This is a genomic window from Denitrificimonas halotolerans (assembly GCF_034259425.1).
GTDB lineage: Bacteria > Pseudomonadota > Gammaproteobacteria > Pseudomonadales > Pseudomonadaceae > Denitrificimonas > Denitrificimonas halotolerans.
Map to the genome: position 1 here is coordinate 20,134 of NZ_JAXIVU010000021.1, position 21,138 is coordinate 41,271.

Annotated in this window: 24 protein-coding genes; 8 read left to right on the top strand and 16 right to left on the bottom strand. The window is 48.0% G+C overall.

The genetic code is table 11. The annotated features are described in order from the left end of the window. Positions 1–20 precede the first annotated feature (20 nt). Both hisA and hisF read left to right on the top strand, forming a co-directional pair. Positions 21–755 carry a 1-(5-phosphoribosyl)-5-[(5-phosphoribosylamino)methylideneamino]imidazole-4-carboxamide isomerase gene (gene hisA / locus TOI97_RS11620; RefSeq protein WP_321554297.1) on the top strand — a complete coding sequence of 245 codons (735 nt, stop codon included), beginning with the start codon at positions 21–23 and terminating at the stop codon, positions 753–755. Positions 756–982: 227 nt separating this feature from the next. Then, positions 983–1,756: an imidazole glycerol phosphate synthase subunit HisF gene (gene hisF / locus TOI97_RS11625; protein ID WP_321554298.1), complete on the top strand. Its 774-nt coding sequence runs from the start codon at positions 983–985 to the stop codon at positions 1,754–1,756. A 229-nt stretch (positions 1,757–1,985) separates the two neighbouring features. Here the strand turns inward: hisF and TOI97_RS11630 are convergent, their stop codons facing one another. The 3 genes from TOI97_RS11630 to gpmI form a co-directional block, all read right to left on the bottom strand. Further along, positions 1,986–3,314, bottom strand: coding sequence for a S41 family peptidase (locus TOI97_RS11630; RefSeq protein WP_321554299.1), 1,329 nt, complete (start codon positions 3,312–3,314; stop codon positions 1,986–1,988). A gap of 42 nt (positions 3,315–3,356) precedes the next feature. Next, complete coding sequence (locus TOI97_RS11635; protein WP_321554300.1) at positions 3,357–4,631, bottom strand: murein hydrolase activator EnvC family protein; 1,275 nt, start codon at positions 4,629–4,631, stop codon at positions 3,357–3,359. 132 nt (positions 4,632–4,763) lie between these two features. Continuing rightward, positions 4,764–6,299: a 2,3-bisphosphoglycerate-independent phosphoglycerate mutase gene (gpmI, locus tag TOI97_RS11640; RefSeq protein ID WP_321554301.1), complete on the bottom strand. Its 1,536-nt coding sequence runs from the start codon at positions 6,297–6,299 to the stop codon at positions 4,764–4,766. 135 nt (positions 6,300–6,434) lie between these two features. On the opposite strand from gpmI, the gene TOI97_RS11645 reads away from it, so the two are divergent. The 3 genes from TOI97_RS11645 (at position 6,435) to secB (ending at position 7,769) form a co-directional block, all read left to right on the top strand. Further along, positions 6,435–6,860, top strand: coding sequence for a rhodanese-like domain-containing protein (locus TOI97_RS11645; RefSeq protein ID WP_321554302.1), 426 nt, complete (start codon positions 6,435–6,437; stop codon positions 6,858–6,860). Between the two features lies 1 nt (position 6,861). After that, positions 6,862–7,116, top strand: coding sequence for a glutaredoxin 3 (gene grxC / locus TOI97_RS11650; RefSeq protein WP_321554303.1), 255 nt, complete (start codon positions 6,862–6,864; stop codon positions 7,114–7,116). A gap of 170 nt (positions 7,117–7,286) precedes the next feature. Further along, positions 7,287–7,769 (top strand): protein-export chaperone SecB, encoded by a 483-nt coding sequence (gene secB / locus TOI97_RS11655; protein WP_321554304.1) that lies wholly within the window; start codon positions 7,287–7,289, stop codon positions 7,767–7,769. Positions 7,770–7,863: 94 nt separating this feature from the next. Here secB and TOI97_RS11660 read toward each other — a convergent pair whose 3' ends face one another. The 5 genes from TOI97_RS11660 to TOI97_RS11680 form a co-directional block, all read right to left on the bottom strand. After that, positions 7,864–8,274, bottom strand: coding sequence for an AlbA family DNA-binding domain-containing protein (locus tag TOI97_RS11660; protein ID WP_321554305.1), 411 nt, complete (start codon positions 8,272–8,274; stop codon positions 7,864–7,866). A gap of 90 nt (positions 8,275–8,364) precedes the next feature. After that, positions 8,365–9,246, bottom strand: coding sequence for a 4-hydroxybenzoate octaprenyltransferase (ubiA, locus tag TOI97_RS11665; protein WP_321554306.1), 882 nt, complete (start codon positions 9,244–9,246; stop codon positions 8,365–8,367). Positions 9,247–9,296: 50 nt separating this feature from the next. Further along, the gene (locus tag TOI97_RS11670) at positions 9,297–9,878 is read right to left on the bottom strand and encodes a chorismate--pyruvate lyase family protein (RefSeq protein ID WP_407651350.1); all 582 of its coding nucleotides are present in this window, start codon (positions 9,876–9,878) and stop codon (positions 9,297–9,299) included. Positions 9,879–10,119: 241 nt separating this feature from the next. Then, a complete protein-coding gene (locus TOI97_RS11675) occupies positions 10,120–11,619 on the bottom strand; it encodes a YifB family Mg chelatase-like AAA ATPase (protein WP_321554308.1) in 1,500 nt (499 codons plus the stop codon). 60 nt (positions 11,620–11,679) lie between these two features. Further along, positions 11,680–11,940, bottom strand: a complete 261-nt coding sequence (locus TOI97_RS11680) for an accessory factor UbiK family protein (protein WP_321554309.1) — start codon at positions 11,938–11,940, stop codon at positions 11,680–11,682. A 281-nt stretch (positions 11,941–12,221) separates the two neighbouring features. Here TOI97_RS11680 and glnK point away from each other — a divergent pair, with 281 nt between their 5' ends. Next, a complete protein-coding gene (gene glnK / locus TOI97_RS11685) occupies positions 12,222–12,560 on the top strand; it encodes a P-II family nitrogen regulator (protein ID WP_321554310.1) in 339 nt (112 codons plus the stop codon). A gap of 156 nt (positions 12,561–12,716) precedes the next feature. On the opposite strand, the gene TOI97_RS11690 is transcribed toward glnK, so the two are convergent. Together TOI97_RS11690 and TOI97_RS11695 are read right to left on the bottom strand one after the other, a co-directional pair. Beyond that, complete coding sequence (locus TOI97_RS11690) at positions 12,717–12,926, bottom strand: hypothetical protein (RefSeq protein WP_321554311.1); 210 nt, start codon at positions 12,924–12,926, stop codon at positions 12,717–12,719. Between the two features lie 32 nt (positions 12,927–12,958). Continuing rightward, on the bottom strand, positions 12,959–13,165 hold the full coding sequence (locus TOI97_RS11695) for a hypothetical protein (protein ID WP_321554312.1): 207 nt from the start codon (positions 13,163–13,165) through the stop codon (positions 12,959–12,961). Between the two features lie 415 nt (positions 13,166–13,580). On the opposite strand from TOI97_RS11695, the gene TOI97_RS11700 reads away from it, so the two are divergent. Then, positions 13,581–13,880 carry a hypothetical protein gene (locus tag TOI97_RS11700; RefSeq protein WP_321554313.1) on the top strand — a complete coding sequence of 100 codons (300 nt, stop codon included), beginning with the start codon at positions 13,581–13,583 and terminating at the stop codon, positions 13,878–13,880. A gap of 81 nt (positions 13,881–13,961) precedes the next feature. Here TOI97_RS11700 and TOI97_RS11705 read toward each other — a convergent pair whose 3' ends face one another. The 5 genes from TOI97_RS11705 to uvrD form a co-directional block, all read right to left on the bottom strand. Continuing rightward, a complete protein-coding gene (locus TOI97_RS11705; RefSeq protein ID WP_321554314.1) occupies positions 13,962–14,438 on the bottom strand; it encodes an acyl-CoA thioesterase in 477 nt (158 codons plus the stop codon). A gap of 92 nt (positions 14,439–14,530) precedes the next feature. Continuing rightward, positions 14,531–14,938: an SMI1/KNR4 family protein gene (locus TOI97_RS11710; protein WP_321554315.1), complete on the bottom strand. Its 408-nt coding sequence runs from the start codon at positions 14,936–14,938 to the stop codon at positions 14,531–14,533. A gap of 83 nt (positions 14,939–15,021) precedes the next feature. Next, complete coding sequence (locus tag TOI97_RS11715) at positions 15,022–15,879, bottom strand: Tim44 domain-containing protein (RefSeq protein ID WP_321554316.1); 858 nt, start codon at positions 15,877–15,879, stop codon at positions 15,022–15,024. 115 nt (positions 15,880–15,994) lie between these two features. Next, positions 15,995–17,098 (bottom strand): TRAP transporter substrate-binding protein, encoded by a 1,104-nt coding sequence (locus TOI97_RS11720; protein WP_321554317.1) that lies wholly within the window; start codon positions 17,096–17,098, stop codon positions 15,995–15,997. A 39-nt stretch (positions 17,099–17,137) separates the two neighbouring features. Then, complete coding sequence (uvrD, locus tag TOI97_RS11725) at positions 17,138–19,348, bottom strand: DNA helicase II (protein WP_321554318.1); 2,211 nt, start codon at positions 19,346–19,348, stop codon at positions 17,138–17,140. Positions 19,349–19,575: 227 nt separating this feature from the next. On the opposite strand from uvrD, the gene TOI97_RS11730 reads away from it, so the two are divergent. After that, positions 19,576–20,712: a BaiN/RdsA family NAD(P)/FAD-dependent oxidoreductase gene (locus tag TOI97_RS11730; RefSeq protein ID WP_407651351.1), complete on the top strand. Its 1,137-nt coding sequence runs from the start codon at positions 19,576–19,578 to the stop codon at positions 20,710–20,712. A 96-nt stretch (positions 20,713–20,808) separates the two neighbouring features. Here the strand turns inward: TOI97_RS11730 and TOI97_RS11735 are convergent. Next, the coding region (locus tag TOI97_RS11735) for an RNA-guided endonuclease InsQ/TnpB family protein (protein ID WP_321554320.1) at positions 20,809–21,138 on the bottom strand (330 nt) is incomplete at its 5' end.

A 21,138-nucleotide genomic window follows, 5' to 3' on the forward strand; every position in this document is an offset into this window, starting at 1 on the left:
CTTTTAGGCAGATTGATTTAATGCTGATTATTCCCGCGATTGATTTAAAAGATGGTGCTTGTGTTCGACTGCGCCAAGGGCGTATGGAAGATTCTACTGTTTTTTCAAATGATCCAGTGGAAATGGCGGCTAAGTGGGTTGAGGCGGGCTGCCGTCGCTTGCACTTAGTTGACCTCAATGGTGCTTTTGAAGGCCAACCTGTGAACGGTGAAGTGGTGACTGCTATTGCTGCACGCTATCCTGATTTACCGATTCAAATTGGCGGTGGTATTCGTACTTTAGACACCATTGAGCACTATGTGCGCGCTGGTGTGAGCTATGTCATTATTGGTACCAAAGCGGTTAAAGAGCCTGAGTTTGTAGCGCAAGCATGTAAGGCTTTTCCAGGAAAAGTGATTGTCGGCTTGGATGCTAAAGATGGTTTTGTTGCCACTGATGGCTGGGCTGAAGTCAGTGAGCTGCAGGTGGTTGATTTAGCTCAGCGCTTTGAAGCCGATGGCGTATCTGCCATTGTCTATACTGATATTGCCAAAGACGGCATGATGCAGGGTTGTAACGTTGAGGCTACAGCTGCATTGGCACGTGCAACCAGCATTCCAGTGATTGCGTCAGGTGGTATTCATCACATTGGTGATGTGCAGTCATTACTTGATGCGCGAGCACCGGGGATTGTGGGTGCCATTACTGGCCGTGCGATCTATGAAGGCACTTTAGATATCGCTGAAGCCCAAGCACTGTGCGACAACTTTAAGTAGTATTGCTGCTTCGTTTAAGGCTTTGAGATTTGCTTTTTGCTCTTGTAGGTCGCCCCTTTAAGGTTCAGGTGTCTGCTGTAAACACCGTTGACTATCAGTGGACGATCTACGGTGCTTGAATTGCACAAAGCTATGGGATCTGCAGTGGGTGCTTGGCTGAAAGCTATACGACTTGCAGGTCAGTTTGTATTTTGAATTTGAAACTTATTGAATCAGTGGAGAGCCGCATGACGCTCGCGAAACGTATCATTCCTTGCCTTGATGTTGAAAATGGCCGCGTAGTAAAAGGTGTAAAATTCGAGAACATTCGCGATGCCGGCGATCCAGTAGAAATTGCCCGTCGTTACAATGAACAAGGTGCTGATGAAATCACCTTTCTCGACATTACGGCCACGGTAGAAGGTCGTGACACTATGCTACATACCGTTGAACGCATGGCCAGCGAGGTTTTTATCCCGCTGACTGTTGGCGGTGGTGTGCGTACTGTGGAAGATATCCGTAACTTGCTCAATGCCGGTGCTGACAAAGTGTCAATTAACTCAGCTGCGGTATTTCACCCTGAGTTTGTTCAAGAAGCAGCGCAGCATTTTGGTTCGCAGTCAATTGTAGTCGCTATTGATGCAAAAAAAGTTTCTGCGCCTGATGAAGCACCACGTTGGGAAATCTTTACTCACGGTGGTCGCAAGCCAACCGGTTTAGATGCAGTGTTGTGGGCAAAGAAAATGGAGAGCTATGGTGCAGGTGAAATTCTTTTGACCAGCATGGACCAGGACGGCATGAAAAATGGTTTTGACTTGGGTGTAACTCGTGCTGTGAGCGAGGCAGTGAACATTCCAGTGATTGCTTCAGGTGGAGTAGGTAACTTAGAGCATTTGGCGGAAGGTATTTTGCAAGGTAAAGCTGATGCGGTATTGGCAGCGAGTATTTTCCACTTTGGTGAATATAGCATTCAGGACGCTAAAGACTACCTCGCTAGCAAAGGTATTGAAGTGCGTCGTTAAGAAAAATCGACATCCTCCCCGCCTTAAAGGACGGGGATTCCTACTGCTAGACGGCCATGCCCGACCGCGAGAATATTTTTGCGCTCCTAATAAAAACGGCATCAGGGTTGAGCTCTGATGCCGTTTTTTTATTGCTGATTTGCCTTCGTGCTTGGGTACGAGAGGGTGGGTATTCTCCTTGCACTATCCTTTCCCTCTCTAAACGTACGGGGCTTGCTGCGCATTCTGGTCAAGGGTTCGTGTTTTTGCTCATGCTGAGCACATTCAAACCTTTAAGTAGATTCAATGCTTGATTGACTTGATAGTCTTCATCTTGCAAATGAGGTTGAGTATCTTTTTTCGCAGCGCGTTGCTTATTTTTAGTATCAGCATTATCTAAGTGACCGACTAAGTCTGCCTCCTTCACCTCTGTACTTTGCTCTTCTTGGCTGATCTTGGCACGCTCTACTGTAATGTCAGGCACAATGCCTTGCGCTTGGATAGAACGTCCATTGGGAGTGTAGTACAGCGCTGTGGTGAGTTTAAGAGCGCGTTCGTTATTGAGTGGCAGTACGGTTTGTACCGAACCTTTCCCAAAGCTGTCTGTACCCATGACAACAGCGCGTTTATGATCCTGTAAGGCACCTGCGACAATTTCAGAGGCAGAAGCGCTGCCGCCATTGATCAGTACCACCAATGGCACATCAGCGCTAGCGTTGTCAGCTGTGGCTGAGAAGCGCAGCTCGGCATTGGCCAAGCGGCCTTTGGTGTAAACAATCAGACCCGAGTTTAAAAAGTGGTCAGTCACTTCCACTGCTGCTTGCAAAATCCCACCGGGGTTATTGCGTAGGTCTAGGATAAGGCCTTTAAGTGCTTGACCTTGATTCGCTTTCTTTAGACTAGCAAAAGCTTTTTCTACATCACGACCTGTATTGACTTGGAATTGACTGACGCGAATGTAGCCGTAACCTTCGTCGAGCAGTTCGTGTTTAACACTGTGGCTTTTAATAATGGCACGGGTGATGGTCACGTCAAATGGTTTACGGGACTCGCGTGAGATGGTTAGGCGAATGGTAGTACCAGGTTTGCCACGCATTTTTTCTACTGCTTCGAGCAAAGAGAGCCCTTTAGTGGGCTGATCATTGATTTTTATGATGAGGTCTTTGGCTTCGAGTCCAGCAGCAGCTGCAGGTGAGTCATCAAGAGGAGCTACCACTTGTAGGACACCATCGTCTAAACCCACTTCAATACCTAAACCACCGAACTCACCGCTGGTGCTTTCTTGCAGCTCCAGAAAAGCTGCTGGGTCTAAATAGCTGGAGTGTGGGTCAAGATTACTGAGCATACCTTTAATGGCATTTTCAAATAGAGTTTTATCATCAATGGGCTCTACATAAGCCGTTTTGATGCGTTGCAATACTTCGGCAAAGGTGCGTAGGTCATCCAGTGGTAAGACTTCGCTACTCGGTTCAGTGCTCACCGTAGAGCTCGGTGCAGCGTTGGCACCGGTATTGCACAAGCCCAGCACCAGTAGGGTGCTTAAAGCCGCTGAGGCTAAACGTTTTCTAGTAAAGGGCATTGAGAAATTACTCCTAGTGAAATATGCGTTCCTGCTGAGCCGTTATCTGCGTGACCAACGTGCGGGGTCGGTTGGCTGTCCTTTTTCGCGAATCGCAAAATACAGCGCGCTATCATCACGTCCTCCGGTATTACCGACAGTGGATATGGCTTGTCCTGCTTGTACTTGGTCGCCGGGTTTACTTAATAAACTTTGGTTGTGTCCATAGAGGCTCATGTACCCACCGCCATGGTCTACAATAACCAATAATCCAGCGCCACGTAACCAGTCTGCAAATACTACACGACCTGAATGGATTGCGCGTACTTGCGTGCCTGCTGGTGCGCTAATTAAAACACCATCCCACTTGGTACGGCTATCGCCACGAGGGCTGCCAAAGTGGGCAATGAGACGTCCATTCACTGGCCAAGGCAGCTTACCGCGTAAATTCTTAAAAGCACCACCAGAGTGGGTGGCGGCTGTGGATACTATGGGGGCATGCACAGCCTTGCTGGTTTTACTGAAAGGGACTGTGCCCATTTGTGTTTGCTCAGCTTGGCGCTGTTGTTCGGCTAAACGCTGTTGGCGTCGCTGTTCTGCTTGAGCTGCTTCGCGGGCTTGACGAGCTAAAGTGTCTTCAATGGTCTTTAAAACTTTATTGAGCTCGGCTTGATCCGCTTGGCGTGCTTGCAATGAACGGCTTTCTTTACGTTGTTGCTCGGTAATGGCTGCAACTCTTTGCTGGCGCTGCTTACGCAGGGCTTGCAGTGATTCTTGTTGCTGGGCTAATTGGCTGCGCTGCTCGGCGAGTACGCTTTGTTGCTTTGTGATTTGCTCAGAGACATGGGTTAATTGTTGCAAAGTCGTATTGAACTCATTGATTTGCTTTTGGCGCGCCTGACCGATGTATTGGTAATATGTAAGGTTACGAGAAAATTGCTCGGGCTGCTGTTGATTTAACAGCAGACGAAAAGGTTCTTTCTGTCCCGATTGATACGCAGCACGGGCTTGGATGGCAATTAATTTCTGTTGTTCTTGGCGAGCAGCCGCAAATTTCTTTTGCTGCTGCTGCAGCTCATGTAATTCTTGCTGAGTTTCTTTTTCCTGTTGCTGTAGTGCTTTGATTTGTTGTTCAAGCTGACCTATTTCGGTTTCAGTTTTACGCAGTGCTTGTTCCGCAGCAGACTTCTCTTGTTGAATTTTACTTAATTGCTTTTTGATTTCAGCAATTTCTTTTGCGGTTTGTGCAATCTGCTGCTTGGTTTGGGCACGTTGATCGTTGGCCACAGCAACAGAGATTGCACAGCTAAGTAAAATAAAGAGGATTGTGCGGAGCATGGCGTGGTCAACCTGATGAATACAAAAGTGTCATTATGCCTAAAAACGGCGCGGCAAACAGCAGACTTAGCCAGAAACTTCAATCCCCCTGAAGCCAGGGTTTAACTGGCTTCAGGATGGTGTGGTGTTGGCTTACTTAAGCTCAACAATGGTGCGTCCGGTCATTTCTTCAGGGATTGGCAAGCCCATTAAGGTCAGCATGGTGGGTGCCACATCAGCCAACACTCCGCCTTCGCGGATTTGTGCAGGGCGTTTGCCAACATAAATGAAGGGGACAGGCTCACAGGTGTGTGCAGTATGGGCCTGTCCAGAGTTTTCATCGGCCATTTGTTCAACGTTACCATGGTCTGCCGTGATCAAGGCTTCACCACCGACTTTATCTAAGGCTGTGACAATACGGTTCAAGCAATGATCTAAGCATTCCACAGCTTTTACTGCAGCGGAGAATACACCGGTATGACCGACCATATCACCGTTAGCATAGTTGACCACAATCACGTCATATTTTTGTTGTTCAATGGCTTCGACAATGCGATCTGTGACTTCTGGTGCACTCATTTCTGGTTGCATATCATAGGTTGCCACATTCGGAGAAGGAATTAGGACACGATCTTCACCAGGGTAAGGTTCTTCACGGCCACCTGAAAAGAAGAAGGTCACGTGAGCATATTTTTCTGTTTCTGCAATACGCAGTTGGGTCTTGCCTTGTTTAGCCAAGTAGTCGCCGAGCACGTTGATCAGTGCAGTAGGGCCGAAAGCGCTTGGAGCAGGAAGATCCGCAGCATATTGTGTGAGCATGACAAATTGGCTGAGTGCGGGTAAACGCTTGCGGGTAAAGCCTGAGAAATCTTGATCTAGGAAGGCGTGGCTTAACTCGCGTGCACGGTCAGCACGGAAGTTCATGAAAATTACGCTGTCGCCGTCTTCGACGCTGACAGGTTCACCTACATTGGTGGCTTGTACAAATTCATCGGATTCATCGCGGGCATAGGCAGCGGCTAAGGCCGCGGTGGCGTTATCAGCTTGGAAGATCCCCTTGCCGTCTACAATCAGTTGCCATGCTTGTTCCACACGATCCCAACGGTTATCACGGTCCATGGCGTAGTAGCGGCCAATCATGCTTGCAATACGGCCTTTGCCCAGTTTAGAACAGGCTGCTTCAACAGCTTCAATGGATGCTTGGGCGCTGCGTGGGGGGGTATCACGGCCATCTAAGAAGGCGTGCAGATAAATTTTTTCTGCACCGCGCTGGGCTGCCAGTTCAAGCATCGCGATCAGGTGATCTTGGTGGCTATGTACACCGCCTTCAGAGAGCAAGCCTAAAATATGAACGGCTTTGCCTCCAGTAACTGCTTGATCAACTGCTGTGGTGAGGGTCTCATTGTTAAAAAAGTCGCCGTCTTGAATGGCTTTGGTGACGCGGGTGAAGTCTTGATAGACCACGCGACCGGCACCAAGATTCATGTGTCCGACTTCAGAGTTGCCCATTTGCCCATCAGGTAAGCCCACATCCATACCGCTACCGGAAATTAAACCATGAGGATGCTGCTGGCGCAGTTGGTCGTAAGTCGGCGTGTTGGCGTGATAAATGGCGTTAGAGTCAGGGCTTTCGCTATGACCAAAACCATCGAGAATCACAAGAACCAAAGGTTTAGGGGTGGCATTCATAAGAGTCAGCTCGCAAGTTAATTACAAAATATCAGCTAAGTTTAGCCTGATGTGCTCGGCACGTCATTGTTAGTAGTTCAGAGAATGCGCAGGTCTGTGTATACTTTGCGGATACTAACGCTTTGGATACCAACTATGTTTGCCGATACACTTGCCAAATTTCTTGAGTTTACCACGACGCACTATATGCTAAGTGGTGCTTTTTTGATCATTGTTGCGTTATTGATTATGCAGCAATCACGTAGCTCTGGACGTAACCTTAACACTCGTGAACTCACGGCACTGGTGAATCGTGATGAAGCGGTTGTGGTGGATATTCGCCCGAAAAAAGAGTTTCAGAACGGTCATATTGTTGACTCCATCAATATCAGTAATGATCAGCTGAAAAATCGTATGGGTGAGCTGGAAAAGCATAAAGACAAAACCATTATTGTTGTCTGTACATCGGGTATGCATGCGGGTGCTGCATGTAGCGAATTGAATAAAGCAGGCTTTACTGCTGCGCGTTTGTCCGGTGGTATTACTGGCTGGCGCAGTGAGAACCTGCCCGTGGTGAAATAAAATGGCTAAAGTAATAATGTATTCTAGCAATTGGTGCCCATTTTGTATTCGTGCCAAGACTTTGCTGAAGAATAAAAATATAGACTTCGAAGAAATTCATGTAGATGGTAAGCCTGATGTACGCGCCGCTATGGCGAAAAAAGCTGGACGTACTTCAGTGCCGCAGATTTGGATTGATGATTACCACGTCGGTGGGTGCGACGAGCTGTTTGCGTTGGAGCGTGCCGGTAAGCTTGACGGTTTAATTGCAGGTTAATCATTGGCTGCAGTGTTGTGGGTCAGCCCGGTGCAGGTGCTGACCGTAAACAAGGGTTTTCTGCCACAGACGCCAGGTCGAATTAAAGTTTAGGTTGTCGAGCTTCGGTCTGCTGACAGGCTGTGCTAGACACATCATTTATAAATTAGGAAATAAGGGTAAATAACATAATGACCGAACAAAATAATAATGCAGCACCACAAGAAGCAGCGGGCCCACAGTTTTCATTACAGCGTATTTACGTTAAAGACTTATCATTTGAGGCGCCTAAAAGCCCAGAGATCTTTCGTCAAGATTGGCAGCCTAATGTTGAGATGAACATCGCCACTGCACAGCGTGCTTTGGAAGAGGGTTTTTATGAGGTGGTCTTAACCATTACAGTGACGGTTAAGACAGGTGAAGAAGTGGCTTTCATTGCTGAAGTGCAGCAGGCAGGTATCTTCTTAATTCAGAACTTGGATGAAGCATCCCATGCGCACGCGCTTGGTGCTTTCTGCCCAAGTTTACTGTTCCCTTATGCGCGCGAAACAATCGACAGTCTAGTCGTCCGAGGTTCATTCCCTGCATTGATGTTGGCTCCGGTGAACTTTGATGCCTTATATGCGCAAGAATTGGAGCGCCTGCAAGCCAATAACGGTGCTACTCAAGCTTAAGCGCGGTTCTAAAAGACAATCTGCGCAAGTGAAGGCGTTTGCACGCATTGCGTAGATTGTTCTCTTACTTTGTTTACGGCTTGCATGCTGCAGGTTAAATTCCAGCAATCCCCGATTCGTCAGGCTCAATGTGAATGCATTCAGGTGTACCGTCGTGTTTTAAGCGGCGGAATAAGTAATGCCCTTCGAAAGTAGCCACCATACGTGATTGATGCGGCACAATAATTTGTGCAATGAGCACACCGTTAATTTTGTGCTGTTTGATATCCACGGTCAGTGCTGGCCGAGTTAGCTTGGCAATAAGCTTGGTTAAATGTTCAATATTTTGATGCTTACGATGCAAGCCGCTAGGCGTGCCATTGTCTTCTACACCTAACCATAATTCACCGCCAGCAGTATTGGCGAGGCAGGTGAGTGCTTCGATCAGCTCACGATCTGGGTAACCATTGCGATCACTTTTAAATTCAACGGTAAGGCTTTCAGTGGGTGGAAGGAAATCTTTCACGGTCTCTGCTCTCGACTGTAGGTTGCAGGTGCAAAACCGCCCTCAGCGTGCCGGCTTAAAGATTGAGTTTAAGCCGGCGGAGGCTGAATATTAAGTTGATGCTATTAGGCCTAAGAAGATAACAAAACCAGCCCAATGGTTATGTAAAAAGGCTTGCAGCGAGGATTCTGCATCACGCTTGCGTGTATGGATAAATTCCCATACAAAGCAAAATGCTGCAGCGAGCAGCCCTACATGGTAGAAGCCACTTAAGCCAAAGCTTTCACTGGCACGTGCGAGGAAGATCAGCGAGCAGGCTTGTAAGGCCAAAATAATATAGCGATCCATATCGGCAAAGAGCACAGCAGTAGATTTCACCCCAATCTTGAGATCGTCTTCGCGGTCGCTCATGGCGTAGTAGGTGTCATAGGCTACAGTCCATAATAGGTTGGCGAAGTACAGTAGCCAGACAGCAGTAGGGACATAACCTTTTTCTGCGCTAAAGGCCAACAAAATACCGCATGAATAGGCCGCACCTAAAGCAATTTGCGGGAAATGAGTGTAGCGCTTAGTAAAGGGGTAGAGTGCAGCCAAACCCACAGCAATAAAGGCCCAGTATAGTGTTTGGATGTTCAGCATCAGTACCAAAATAAAACTTAAGCCCACCAGTACAGCAAAGGTGATTAAGGCTTCTTTTGGCGTGACACGACCGGTGATAATCGGACGATCTTTGGTACGTGCAACATCACCGTCAATGTTGCGGTCGGCATAGTCATTGATGGCGCAACCGGCAGAGCGCATCAAAATTACACCTAAGGTAAAAATAATGATGTTTTTTGCACTGGGTGTGCCATCCCCAGCAATCCATAAGGCGCACAGAGTTGGCCACAGTAATAAGTAGATGCCAATGGGGCGATCCAAGCGCATCAACTGAATAAAATCCCAAGCTCTGGGGTGCAGTCGGTTAAAAGACTTAAGCAGTTGTTGATACATAAAAAATGCTCCGTTTTTGCCGCAGTGACTCAGTGTAAGCAGGACTGCATTTAATGATTATTAAACATTGGATGATGTATATCTTGCCAAAGTTTTGGTAAAAAAACTTCTGCGACCAAAACACCCAAAGTGTTTTTTATAAAGCAAGAGCGTCGTGCCCATAGGTGGGACTGCGCCATGGCTTGTTGTTGTGCGATCTCCGGTAATTGGTTACAAGGAATTTGTGTAATATACATCTCACCACGGTTGAAGGCTGGATGGCTAAAGAGTAACTGGCCCAATGAGCGTGTGCCCAATTGTTCCATATTAAAACCAGAAGCTTGCAATGCGCTTTGTCCTGCTACGCTACGGGCAAAGACCCATGGTGTTACTCCATCACATAAAAATACTTCGCGCACCCAACCGCAGCTGTTGTGGGCTATGTTTAAGGCTTGGCACTCACTGTTTGTGAGTATTTGCCACCCTTCGTACAATACTTGGACACGAAACGTATGGCGACACAATTGGGTTAAGCGTTGAGTTAATGAGCCTTGATCAAACAGCCAATTATTTAATGCACTGTTCTCTGTGGCTGTGGTGCGCCAACGCTCGCGGTTGCTGTCTGGGGTGCTCAGAGTTGGGTTCGACACGATATCACTTACTTTTGAAAAATATATCTTTAGCTTAACACGCGCACAGACAAATTTTTCTTAAAGACGGCGCGGATGCTTGTCTGAATGTTTGTTTTTATCGGGGTTGGGCATGGCCGTCTAGCAGTAGGAATCCCCGTCCTTTAGGTCGGGGATGATGTCAAACCACACTTCGGTGTGGGCGCTCTGCGAGGGGGGTAAGCGATGTGTTGTGTAGAGACAGGCAAGTCGGCTACAGACGTTTTTAGCCTTGCGTATGGCTGAAACGGTATTGCAGAGCTTCGGTGAGATGGGCGCGGTGAATGCTGTGTTGGCCTTCCAGATCAGCCAGCGTCCGTGCCACTTTTAACACTCTATGAGTTGCACGCAGTGACAAATTCAGGCGCTCACTGGCCTGCTCCAACCAAATTCTATCTTCATCACTTAACAGGCAGTGCTGCATTAAAGTGTTGAGATTCAATTGTGCGTTGCTGCAGCCTTGTCGTTGCAGTTGGCGTTGTCGTGCGTTACAAACTTGCTCCATAGCTTCGGCAGAGCTTAATCCCGACTGACTAGGGCGACGTAAAGAAGTGGTCTCCCGAGCTACGGTGATATGTAGGTCAATGCGGTCCAACAACGGTCCTGAGAGTTTTGTACGGTAGCGTTGAATTTGATCAGGACTACAGCGGCAAAGCCCATTGGCGTCACCATAGTAGCCGCAAGGGCAAGGGTTCATAGCCGCCACCAATTGAAAACGTGCAGGAAAACGCAACTTACTGTGGGCACGCGCAATCACAATATAGCCTGATTCCAATGGTTCACGCAGGACTTCTAAAACATGGCGATCAAATTCAGGTAGCTCATCTAAAAAAAGAACACCTTGATGCGCTAAGCTGATTTCGCCCGGTTTAGGCTTGCTGCCTCCACCAACTAAAGCGGGTGCAGAAGAGCTGTGGTGTGGTTGACGAAATGGGCGCTGCGGCCAGCCTTTGAGTGGTTCGAGGTTAACCACTGATTGTATCGCAGCTACTTCTAAAGCCTCTTGTTCGGTTAAAGGGGGAAGTAAGCCGGGCAGTCGACTGGCCAGCAGCGTTTTCCCCGTACCCGGTGGACCGCTGAGCAATAGATTATGCATGCCTGCTGCAGCCACCACTAAAGCACGCTTAGCCGCCTGCTGTCCTTGGACTTCCTGTAGATCAGGGTAGTGATGGGCTGGTTCGAGTACACCTTGTGCTTGGTATGGTCGCAAGGGTGTTTGTTGGTTAAAGTGAGCCACTAACTCTAATAAATGATCAATCGCATAAATGGTTAACCCCGTGGCTAAACTGGCTTCTTCGGCATTGGCGAGCGGCACCACTAAGGCACGCCCAGCTGCACGTGCTGCCAAAGCTGCAGGTAGCACACCGCGAATGGGTCGTACATGACCGGATAAGGCCAGCTCACCTAAGCATTCAAAGCGATCTAAGCAGCCGCCAGGTAATTGAGCACTGGCGGCTAATAGGCCGAGAGCAATGGCTAAGTCAAAGCGGCCACCATCTTTGGGTAAGTCAGCGGGGGCCAAATTGAGGGTGATGCGTTTGCGTGGAAACTCGAGTGCGCTATTGAGAATGGCACTACGCACGCGGTCTTTGCTTTCGCGTACAGCAGTTTCTGGCAAACCCACAATGGTCAACGAGGGTAAACCATTGGTGAGATGAATCTCGACACTGACAGCTGGTGCTTCTACGCCAACTTGTGCGCGGCTGTGAATAATTGCAAGAGACATAGGATCCTCCTTGATCTTCAGTACAGTGCAACAAAATGAGCGCGTCGTTGATGTTGTTAATTAAGGCTCATTGTTGTGCAAACGCTCTTCTAATTCTGCAACCTTGCTTTCTAAGGCTTCTAAGCGAGCACGAGTGCGTGCCAGCACCACCATTTGGCTGTCAAATTCTTCGCGGCTCACTAAATCCAGTTTGCTAAATGAGCTTTGGAGCAGTGCTTTGAATTGCGCTTCAATCTCGGCACGAGGCAAAGGGTTGTCACTGCCGAGTAAACGACCGGCGTGACTGCTGAGGCTGTCAAATAAAGATTTGGGCGGTAACATAAAATGATTCCTTAGAAACGGTACACTCAGTTTAGCACGTGATGAGTTTAATGGATTTTCTCTGTAACTCAGAACAGCTGGATCACTGTCATGCTTCGTTTGTCGCAGTGTGCTCCAAAAAGCGTATTGTAATTATCGATACACTCAAATATTGTGAGCAGTAATTATTGCGCTGATTGCGTTGTTAATATCGTCAGCTGCACAATCTCATTTATAATGCTAAGCCTAAGCATGTTAAAACTTGACTTGAATGCTCAGTCATTTGACCCCGGAGAAACTGTATGAAATTAGTTACCGCCATTATCAAACCTTTTAAGCTGGACGATGTGCGCGAAGCACTGTCAGAAATTGGCGTACAAGGCATTACAGTGACTGAAGTGAAAGGCTTTGGCCGACAAAAAGGTCACACTGAACTTTATCGTGGTGCTGAGTACGTCGTCGATTTTTTGCCTAAAGTTAAAATTGAAGTTGCTATTGCAACAGCACAATTGGATCGTGTGATTGATGCGATCAGTAATGCAGCCAACACCGGTAAAATTGGTGATGGTAAGATTTTTGTTGTGGCTTTAGAGCAAGCAGTACGTATCCGTACTGGTGAAACTGGCGCAGACGCAATCTAAGCTCTTATTGCCTGGTTATTTGTTTGCATTGACATCCTCCCCGACCTAAAGGATGGGGAGCCGTCTGCTAGACGGCCATGCCCGACCGCGAGAATGTTTTGCGCTGCATTTCATCGCGGTCGTGGATGACACCGCATCCGCTGCACGTCTATTCGCTTATTTCAAGTCCTGCGATACCTTTCTACCTCGATTCGGGCAAGCTACTACAACGCAGCCACGGGCATCTTCGCCGAAGCTGCCAGGACGAAACTTATATTGACTCAAACCGTAGCTATCCCACACCTTAAAATAGTGGCCGTTGTGGTAGATCTGTCCATTTTTCCATTGCACTGCACCTGCACTTGCATTGATAGGTATCCAGCTCAACGAGCAGCGTACACCGCCTGATTTGCGCCAATTCAGTCGGGCTTTTTGAATTGCTTGCGGCGAGTCACATATTCTACTGCAACACGTTGCACTGTTTGACTGTGCAGCCCTAAATCCTTCTCCCGCACCATTGTATATTTTTGAACATCATAGGCAGACAAAAACACACCGCGCTCTTTAATCGAGCGCTGGCTCAATGCATTGACAAAATTCCAGACGAAGTTGATGCTGCTCACCATAACAACCCAGTATCGCTTGCGACTATAGTTCGATACCGCGCCAGTAGATCTGTGATTGAATCAGCAATATATTTGGCAAACAGACAGAAGCAAAACCAAGAGTCTCGAATGAATGGGTCGTTTACTACTGCAAAATGCAGAGAAAAGGGAGTGTTTCTAAGGATTGAGATACTGTAATGCCCGCTCTGTCTAGCCCCTGAAAAGAAAAATAAAAAAAGAAGTAAATAGCCGTGGTTATTTTATTTTTATCGCACTAGAATGCGCGCCCAATGCATAGCAGATAATCGTTCAGGTGCAGTATGACTGTGCTGTAAGAGCGAAGACGCGCACTATGCCCAACCAAAGATTGACGCGTTGAATTACATTTAACGCGAGTGATGGAACTATCTTGCTGAAGGCAGGCTTGAGGTTAATTATGTTTGATGATGAATTAGAAGACGACGAACTCGAAGTAGATACCGAAGTGGACGACGATGAAGTCAGTCTGGATGCCGTTGATGAAGATGACGGTGAAGGTGAAATCGATGATAGCGTTGATGCGGACTCTGATGCGGTCGTTACGCCCACGCGTACCACAAGCAAATCAACCAATAATGAAGATTTACCTACGCCAGCAGCTAAAGAAAAAGAGCGTGCAGCCTTAGCAAAAGCTATGGAAGAGTTTTTAGCGCGTGGTGGGAAAGTCCAAGAGGTGGCCGATAAAATTGATGTGTAAGTTGGTCTAAGGGCTGCCTTAGAGTGAAACGCCCAGATGCTGTATGCAGTATCTGGGCGTTTTTGTATGCTAGGAAAGGTTTTACTCCTTCAGGGCTTTGTAGCGTTCGCTTAGTTCTTGACGAATCGCACGGCGTTGTTGGGCATTGGTAAAGCGTCTTTTCTCAATCTCTGTTTCCGGCTCCAACTTGGGTACTTCAATGGTTTTACCGTTTTCATCAACGGCGACCATAGTGAAGAAGCAGCTGTTGGTATGGCGCACTAATTTCTCACGGATGTTTTCCGTAATGACTTTGATCCCAATTTCCATGGAGGTGCGACCGGTATAGTTGACCGAAGCAAGGAAGGTGACCAACTCACCTACATGAATGGGCTGGCGGAAAGTGACTTGATCAACTGAGATGGTGACTACATAGCTACCGGCATAGCGGCTCGCGCAAGCATAAGCCACTTGGTCGAGGTATTTTAGTAGGGTGCCACCATGTACATTCCCAGAAAAGTTAGCCATATCTGGGGTCATCAAAACGGTCATACTCAGAGTGGAAGATCCAAGTTGCATAGTGTTCTCTTAGTTTTTATTTTTAACGTGGGCGCTTGGCCTGTGTGAATCAGCAAAAAACAATACTACTTTCTGCTGAGAATGGCTAGCGCTTAACTTTCTAGCCACACATCGCGAGCCCAGTGCCAGACGCTCTCCCAAGTTTCTTCCAACATTTCGGCTGTGGCTGAATCCCAAGCAAAAACTTCGCCTTCTTCATCGACAGCATAATAAATGGGATCGGCATAACAGAGCACTACCAGGTGGCGTGGTAAACCAATATCCCAAGCAGTTGCAGTGACCTCAGGCAAGTAAGTGTGCGAGTAAGGATCGCTGGCAGTCACGGGCTCAAGATGACCGTAAACGACATCACTGACAGTGAGTAGAAACTCCCGCAAGGCGTGAGGGAGGTGGATTAAGATCTGCTCTTGAATCTCAACTAAGGTTTCATCATCGGGGAGCTCGAGCGGTACAGGTACGGGCTCATTGCGTTCCCGCAGTTCATCAATTACTTCTTCCATAGGGGCGGACTCTATAGATTAGAGGCGAGAAAAGAAAACAGCGGCGTGCCAAAGCATCACCGCTGTTTAAGGGTTGCGAGTCATTAAGCGTTTTGACGAATACCAGCGATAATCCAAGGCTGATTTTCGCCGTCTTTACGCTCCATACGCCAGCTTTCGCTGAACGCTTCGCCTTGATCAAAGCGTGAAGACTTCTCTACACCGTTGAAGGTTAAGGTAGCAATTGTGAGGCCGTCTTCCTCTTCGATACCATCCAATTGCACATCCAAGTCATCAATGTAGGTAGAGCGCATGCCAGCACCAAGATTTTCACGTTCTTGGCGCAAGTGAGTGAGCATATCAGGTGTCACATACTCAGCAATTTGCTCCATTTCATTGGCGTCCCAATGCTGTTGTAGCGCATGAAAGTGACTACGTGCGGCTTCTAAAAAGCTGCTTTCGTTAAACCAAGCCGGTGCATTGATCACAGGTTTGGTAGTGGCGGCCGGTGCGGCTGTGCCAGTAAAGATATTTTGTGGCTGCGGCTGGGCTTCACGCTGCATAGGTACTGGACCTGCGCTGGTGGCGGCCTGTGGCGTTTGCCGGCGGCGACTGGCTAAGAGTTTAAAAATCACAAAACCAATGAGGCCAAAAATCAAAATATCCATAAACTGGATACCCTCAAAAGCACCACCCATAAACAAGGAAGCCAGCAGGCCACCTGCGGCCAAGCCCATTAACATACCGCCTAAACCACCAAAGGCAGGTTTAGCACCGGGTGTTTGCTTATTTTGCTGTGCGGGTTGTTGCTGTTGTTGGCGTTGCTGCTGTTGAGCTGGGCGGTGTTTTGGTGCAGAACCAAAAGATTTGCCACCACCGAAGCCACCACGTCTTGCTTCAGCATCAATACTGAAACTTAAGCCGATAAATAAGGCTAAGGCGATTGTGAGAAAACGTTGCATATAAAAGTATCTCTTGTTGTTCAGTGAGTTCATTAATCGGACCCGCAGAGTATGCGGGCACCGACAGAGAAAGCGCAAGGCGGTAAATGATTCAGTTTAAGACAAGCAAAAACACTTAATCACGCCAGTTATACAGTTCTTTCTCAGATAATTCGTGCATTTTAGTGATTTGCTCTTGGAATGATTGCATTGATTCCCAGATACGTGTGTTCAAATCACTTTTGCTGGCCAATTCATTTAATACCTGAGCTGACTCAACTTCCATTTGCGCTAAAACCTCATCAGGGAAGCGACGTAATTGCACGCCTGACTCTTTGAGCTCAGCCAAAGCGCGGGCGTTATTCCAGGTGAAATCATCCAGCATATCTGCATTACCTGCACGTGCTGCTTCCGTCACAATGGCTTGTAGGTCGGCCGGTAGGCTGTCCCAAGCTTTTTGATTAATGATCAGTTCCAGTACCGCTTGTGGTTCCTGCCATGCTGGGTAGTAATAGTATTTAGCCGCTTTATGTAGGCCAAAGGCTAAGTCATTAAAAGGACTGACCCAGTCTGATGCATCAATAGCGTTGGTTTGTAGCGCGGTAAACACTTCGCTGCCGGGTAGGTTCACAGTGGTAGCACCTAAACGGTCAAGCACTTCACCACCGAGGCCAGGCATGCGAATTTTCAGGCCTTTGATGTCATCAATACTGTGGATTTCTTTGTTAAACCATCCACCCATTTGCATGGCAGTGTTGCCAATGGCAAAAGGTTTCACGCCAAAAGGCTTGTAAGCTTCTTCCCAAAGAGCTAAACCGCCACCTTTGTGCAGCCAAGCATTCATTTCGATGGTGGATAAACCGAAAGGTACTGAAGTGAAGAATTGTGCAGTGTCGGTTTTGCCTTTCCAGTAATAGGCAGTACCGTGTCCCATTTCTGCTGTATCGCGCGAGACGGCGTCAAACACTTCCATAGGAGGTACAAGTTCGCCGGCAGCATACACTTTAATCTTTAAGCGACCGTTACTCATGGTATCAATGCGCTCGGCTAAACGTTCAGCAGAGGTACCTAAGCCGGGATAGTTTTTCGGCCAAGCAGTGACCATTTTCCAGTTGTAGGTTTCTTGCTTCACTGCTGCACTGGCGGCACCAGATTGATCGGCGGCATCTTGTCCGCAGCCAACTAAAGCTAAGCATGCGGTGAAAATTGCAGCAAAAGTCAGTTTATGTAAGGGCTTCATAAGGGATTCCTGTTGAGCTCAAAACAAATGAATAAGGGGTTAGAGAGGCGTCAGTTTGGCGTAAGCCACCATCAGCCATTTAATGCCTTCGTTGGTAAAGTTCACCTGGACGCGGGCTTGGGCGCCGGATCCTTCAAAGTTCAAGATCACGCCTTCACCAAAAATCGCATGCTGCACCAATTGACCCAGCTTAAATTCCGTTTCGGGTACATCAGCGCCACTGAACATACTGCTCGAGGGAGCCTGTTGGGGGCTTTGGTAAGGACGGCTGACGCTATTGTTCATGCGCACTTCCTGGAGTAATTCCCCGGGAATTTCACGGACAAAGCGTGAGACTTTGTTATAGGTTTCGCTGCCATACAAACGACGGGTTTCGGCGCAGGTGATGTACAGCTGTTGCATGGCACGGGTAATGCCAACATAGGCTAAACGGCGCTCTTCTTCTAAGCGGCCGGGCTCTTCCAAACTCATTTTGTGAGGGAATAAGCCTTCTTCCATACCGGCAATAAAAACGATAGGGAACTCCAAGCCTTTAGCACTGTGCAAGGTCATTAATTGGACTGCATCATCGAACTCATCGGCTTGAGTATCACCAGCCTCCAAGACGGCATGGTCTAAAAAAGCCACCAGAGGACTTAAATCTTCGTCAATGCCTTCATTTGCGCTGAGGTCTTCGCTGCGAGTAAAGGTGCGTGCGGCGCTGACCAACTCTTCCAGGTTTTCGACTCGAGCTTGGCCTTTTTCACCTTTTTCTTCTCGGTGATAGGTGAGCAAACCTGAGTGCTCAATGACAATCTGAGTCATGGCATGCAAGTCACTGTCTTGAGTGCGCAGGGCCAACTCCTCAATAAGGTCGATGAAACCTTTCAGGGCATTACTGGCGCGTCCAGCCAGTGCTTTTTGCTCAATGAGCAGGTGCATGGCGGCCCATAATGAGAGCTCGTGTTCACGTGCCGCTTGGCGTACGGCCTCAATGGTTTTTTCTCCTACGCCGCGAGTGGGTACATTAATTACCCGCTCAATAGCGCCGTCATCGTGACGGCTGCGTAAGAGGCGTAAATAAGCCAGTGCATTTTTAATTTCTAAGCGTTCAAAGAAGCGTTGGCCGCCGTAAATCCGGTAAGGTACTGCGGCACGTAATAAGGCTTCTTCGAGTACACGAGATTGGGCGTTGGAGCGGTACAAAATTGCCATATCGCTGCGCTTGAGCTCTTTTTTGCGTAAAGATTGCTCAATGGTTTCGACAATATAGCGGGCTTCATCGTGCTCGTTATACGCTTTGTACAAGCAGATGGGTTCGCCTTCTGCGCCATCGGTCCACAGTTCTTTGCCTAAGCGTCCCGCATTATTATCAATCAGAGCGTTGGCTGCTTTTAGAATTGTGCTGGTGGAGCGGTAATTTTGCTCCAAACGGATGCTTTGGGCGTTTACAAAGTCATTGGAGAATTCTTGAATATTCTCAATTCTTGCTCCACGCCAGCCATAAATGGATTGGTCATCATCACCGACCACCATGAGGCTTTGACCGCCTTGAGCCAAAAGCCGCAACCAAGCGTACTGTACAGCGTTGGTGTCTTGGAACTCATCCACTAAAACATGCTTAAAGCGCTGTTGGTAATGTTGCAGCAGGCTTGGATTGTCACGCCACAGATCTAAAGCGCGCAGTAATAATTCAGCAAAATCAATGGCTCCAGCACGGGCACAGGCGTCTTCGTAAGCGCTATAAATTTTCAGCATGGTGGCTAAGAACAAATCACCACCGGCTTGAATGTGTTGTGGACGTAAGCCTTCGTCTTTTTGTCCATTGATAAACCATTGGGCTTGGCGCACCGGCCAGCGTTTTTCATCTAGACCTAACTCACGCATCACACGTTTGAGCAGACGCTGTTGGTCATCGCTGTCTAAAATGCTAAAGCCTTCAGGTAAACCGGCTTCTTGCCAGTGCGCACGTAATAGTCGGTGGGCCAAACCGTGGAAAGTACCAACCCACATACCAGCGGGGTTGATGCCTAGTAATTCTTCAATACGTACGCGCATTTCGGCCGCAGCTTTATTGGTAAAAGTGACCGATAAGATGCTGTGTGGAGAGGCACCTTCAACTTGAATTAACCAAGCAATACGGTGTACAAGCACTCGAGTTTTGCCAGAACCAGCGCCCGCTAACACGCGTTGCTGACCAAGGGGCGCAGCAACAGCTTCGCGCTGGGCTTCGTTGAGGGAGTCTAATAAGTGTGAGATATCTTCATGCATCAGAGCATTCTAGATGCCTCGCCAAATAAGGGCAAACAGATTGGTGTAGATTGCGATTGCTGAGCCAAGTTTAGGGTTTGCTCAAAACCCGATCAGAATATAACTCATGCTGATCAGCTTGCACTACAGAGCTAGCAAAAAAACGCTAAACTGAGCTTTCTATTCTCTATTGTTGGGCTGTGCGTGTTGTGGATGTGATTATTATTGGTGCCGGTGCCGCCGGTTTGATGTGTGCGCTGACTGCTGCGCAGCGTGGTCGTAAAGTGTTGGTACTTGATCATGCCAATAAAGCCGGCAAGAAAATCCTGATGTCCGGTGGAGGTCGCTGCAATTTCACCAATATGTACACCGAGCCAGAAAATTTTCTGTCCACCAATCCCCATTTTTGCAAATCGGCTTTAGCCCGATATACCCAGTGGGATTTTCTGGCGATGGTGCAGCGTCATCAGATTCCCTATCATGAGAAAAAACTGGGCCAGTTATTTTGTGACAATAAAGCCAGCGATATTTTGACGATGTTGCTGCAGGAGTGTGCCGAGGCAGGTGCACGCATCCAACTGAATACGCCAATAACTGCGATCCAAGCCCAGGGTGATGGCTTTGTGCTGCACAGCAATCAGCACAGTTTTCATTGCACTTCCTTGGTCATTGCCAGTGGTGGTCTATCCATACCCACGCTCGGTGCTACAGGCTATGGCTATCAAGTGGCAGAACAGTTTGGCCATAGCATTTTGCCGACCCGTGCAGGTTTAGTGCCTTTTACGATTACTGATCCACAACTCAAGGCTTTTTGCAGCGCTTTGTCTGGTACTTCAGTTAATGATTGTGTAGTGGCCTGTAATGATCAAAGCTTTAAAGAAGATTTGCTCTTTACGCACCGTGGCTTAAGTGGTCCAGTGATTTTGCAAATTTCATCCTATTGGCAACCTGGTGACAGTATCAGCATTGATTTGATCAGTGATCGTGATGCCGGCGCATGGCTGATTGAGCAGCAAGCACAACATCCAAATATGGAATTGCGTACTCTGTTGAGTGAAGTTTTTACCCGTAAAATGGCGCAGTTATTGTGTGAGCATTGGTTTAACAGCACGCCTTTAAAACAATATAACGCCAAACAGCTGGCAGACATTGGGCGAAAATTGAACAATTGGCAGCTGGTGCCAGCCGGTACTGAAGGCTACCGTACTGCAGAAGTGACTTTAGGTGGCATTGATACTCAAGAGGTGTCCTCGAAAACCATGGAATCGAAAAAGCAAAAAGGCTTGTATTTTATTGGTGAGGTTCTGGATGTCAGTGGTCACTTGGGCGGCTTCAATTTCCAATGGGCTTGGGCCAGCGGTCATGCGGCAGGTGAAGTGGTCTAGAATGCACTATTTAAGTTGACATACTCGGTCAGCAGCGCAAAGTGCGCAGCTGTTCAATGTGTAGGGCATCCCAGTCGAATTGACATCCTCCCCGACCTAAAGGACGGGGATTCCTACTGCTAGACGGCCCTGCCCGACCGCGAGAATGTTACGTGCCGCGTTGATATCGCGATCGCGGGTGACACCACACCCACTGCACGTCCATTCTCTTATTCCAAGCCCTGCGATACCTTTCGGCCTCGATGCGGGTAAGCTGCCGCAACTCGAACAGGCTTGGGTGGTGTATGCCTCGTCAACTTCCTTAAAAACAATGCCTGCGTGAGCGCATTTATAGTCCAGCATTGTTTTTAATTGACCCCAGCCAGCATCTAACACTGACTTGGCCATCGTGGTTTTAACGAGTTTTAAGCTACTGACATTGCCCAC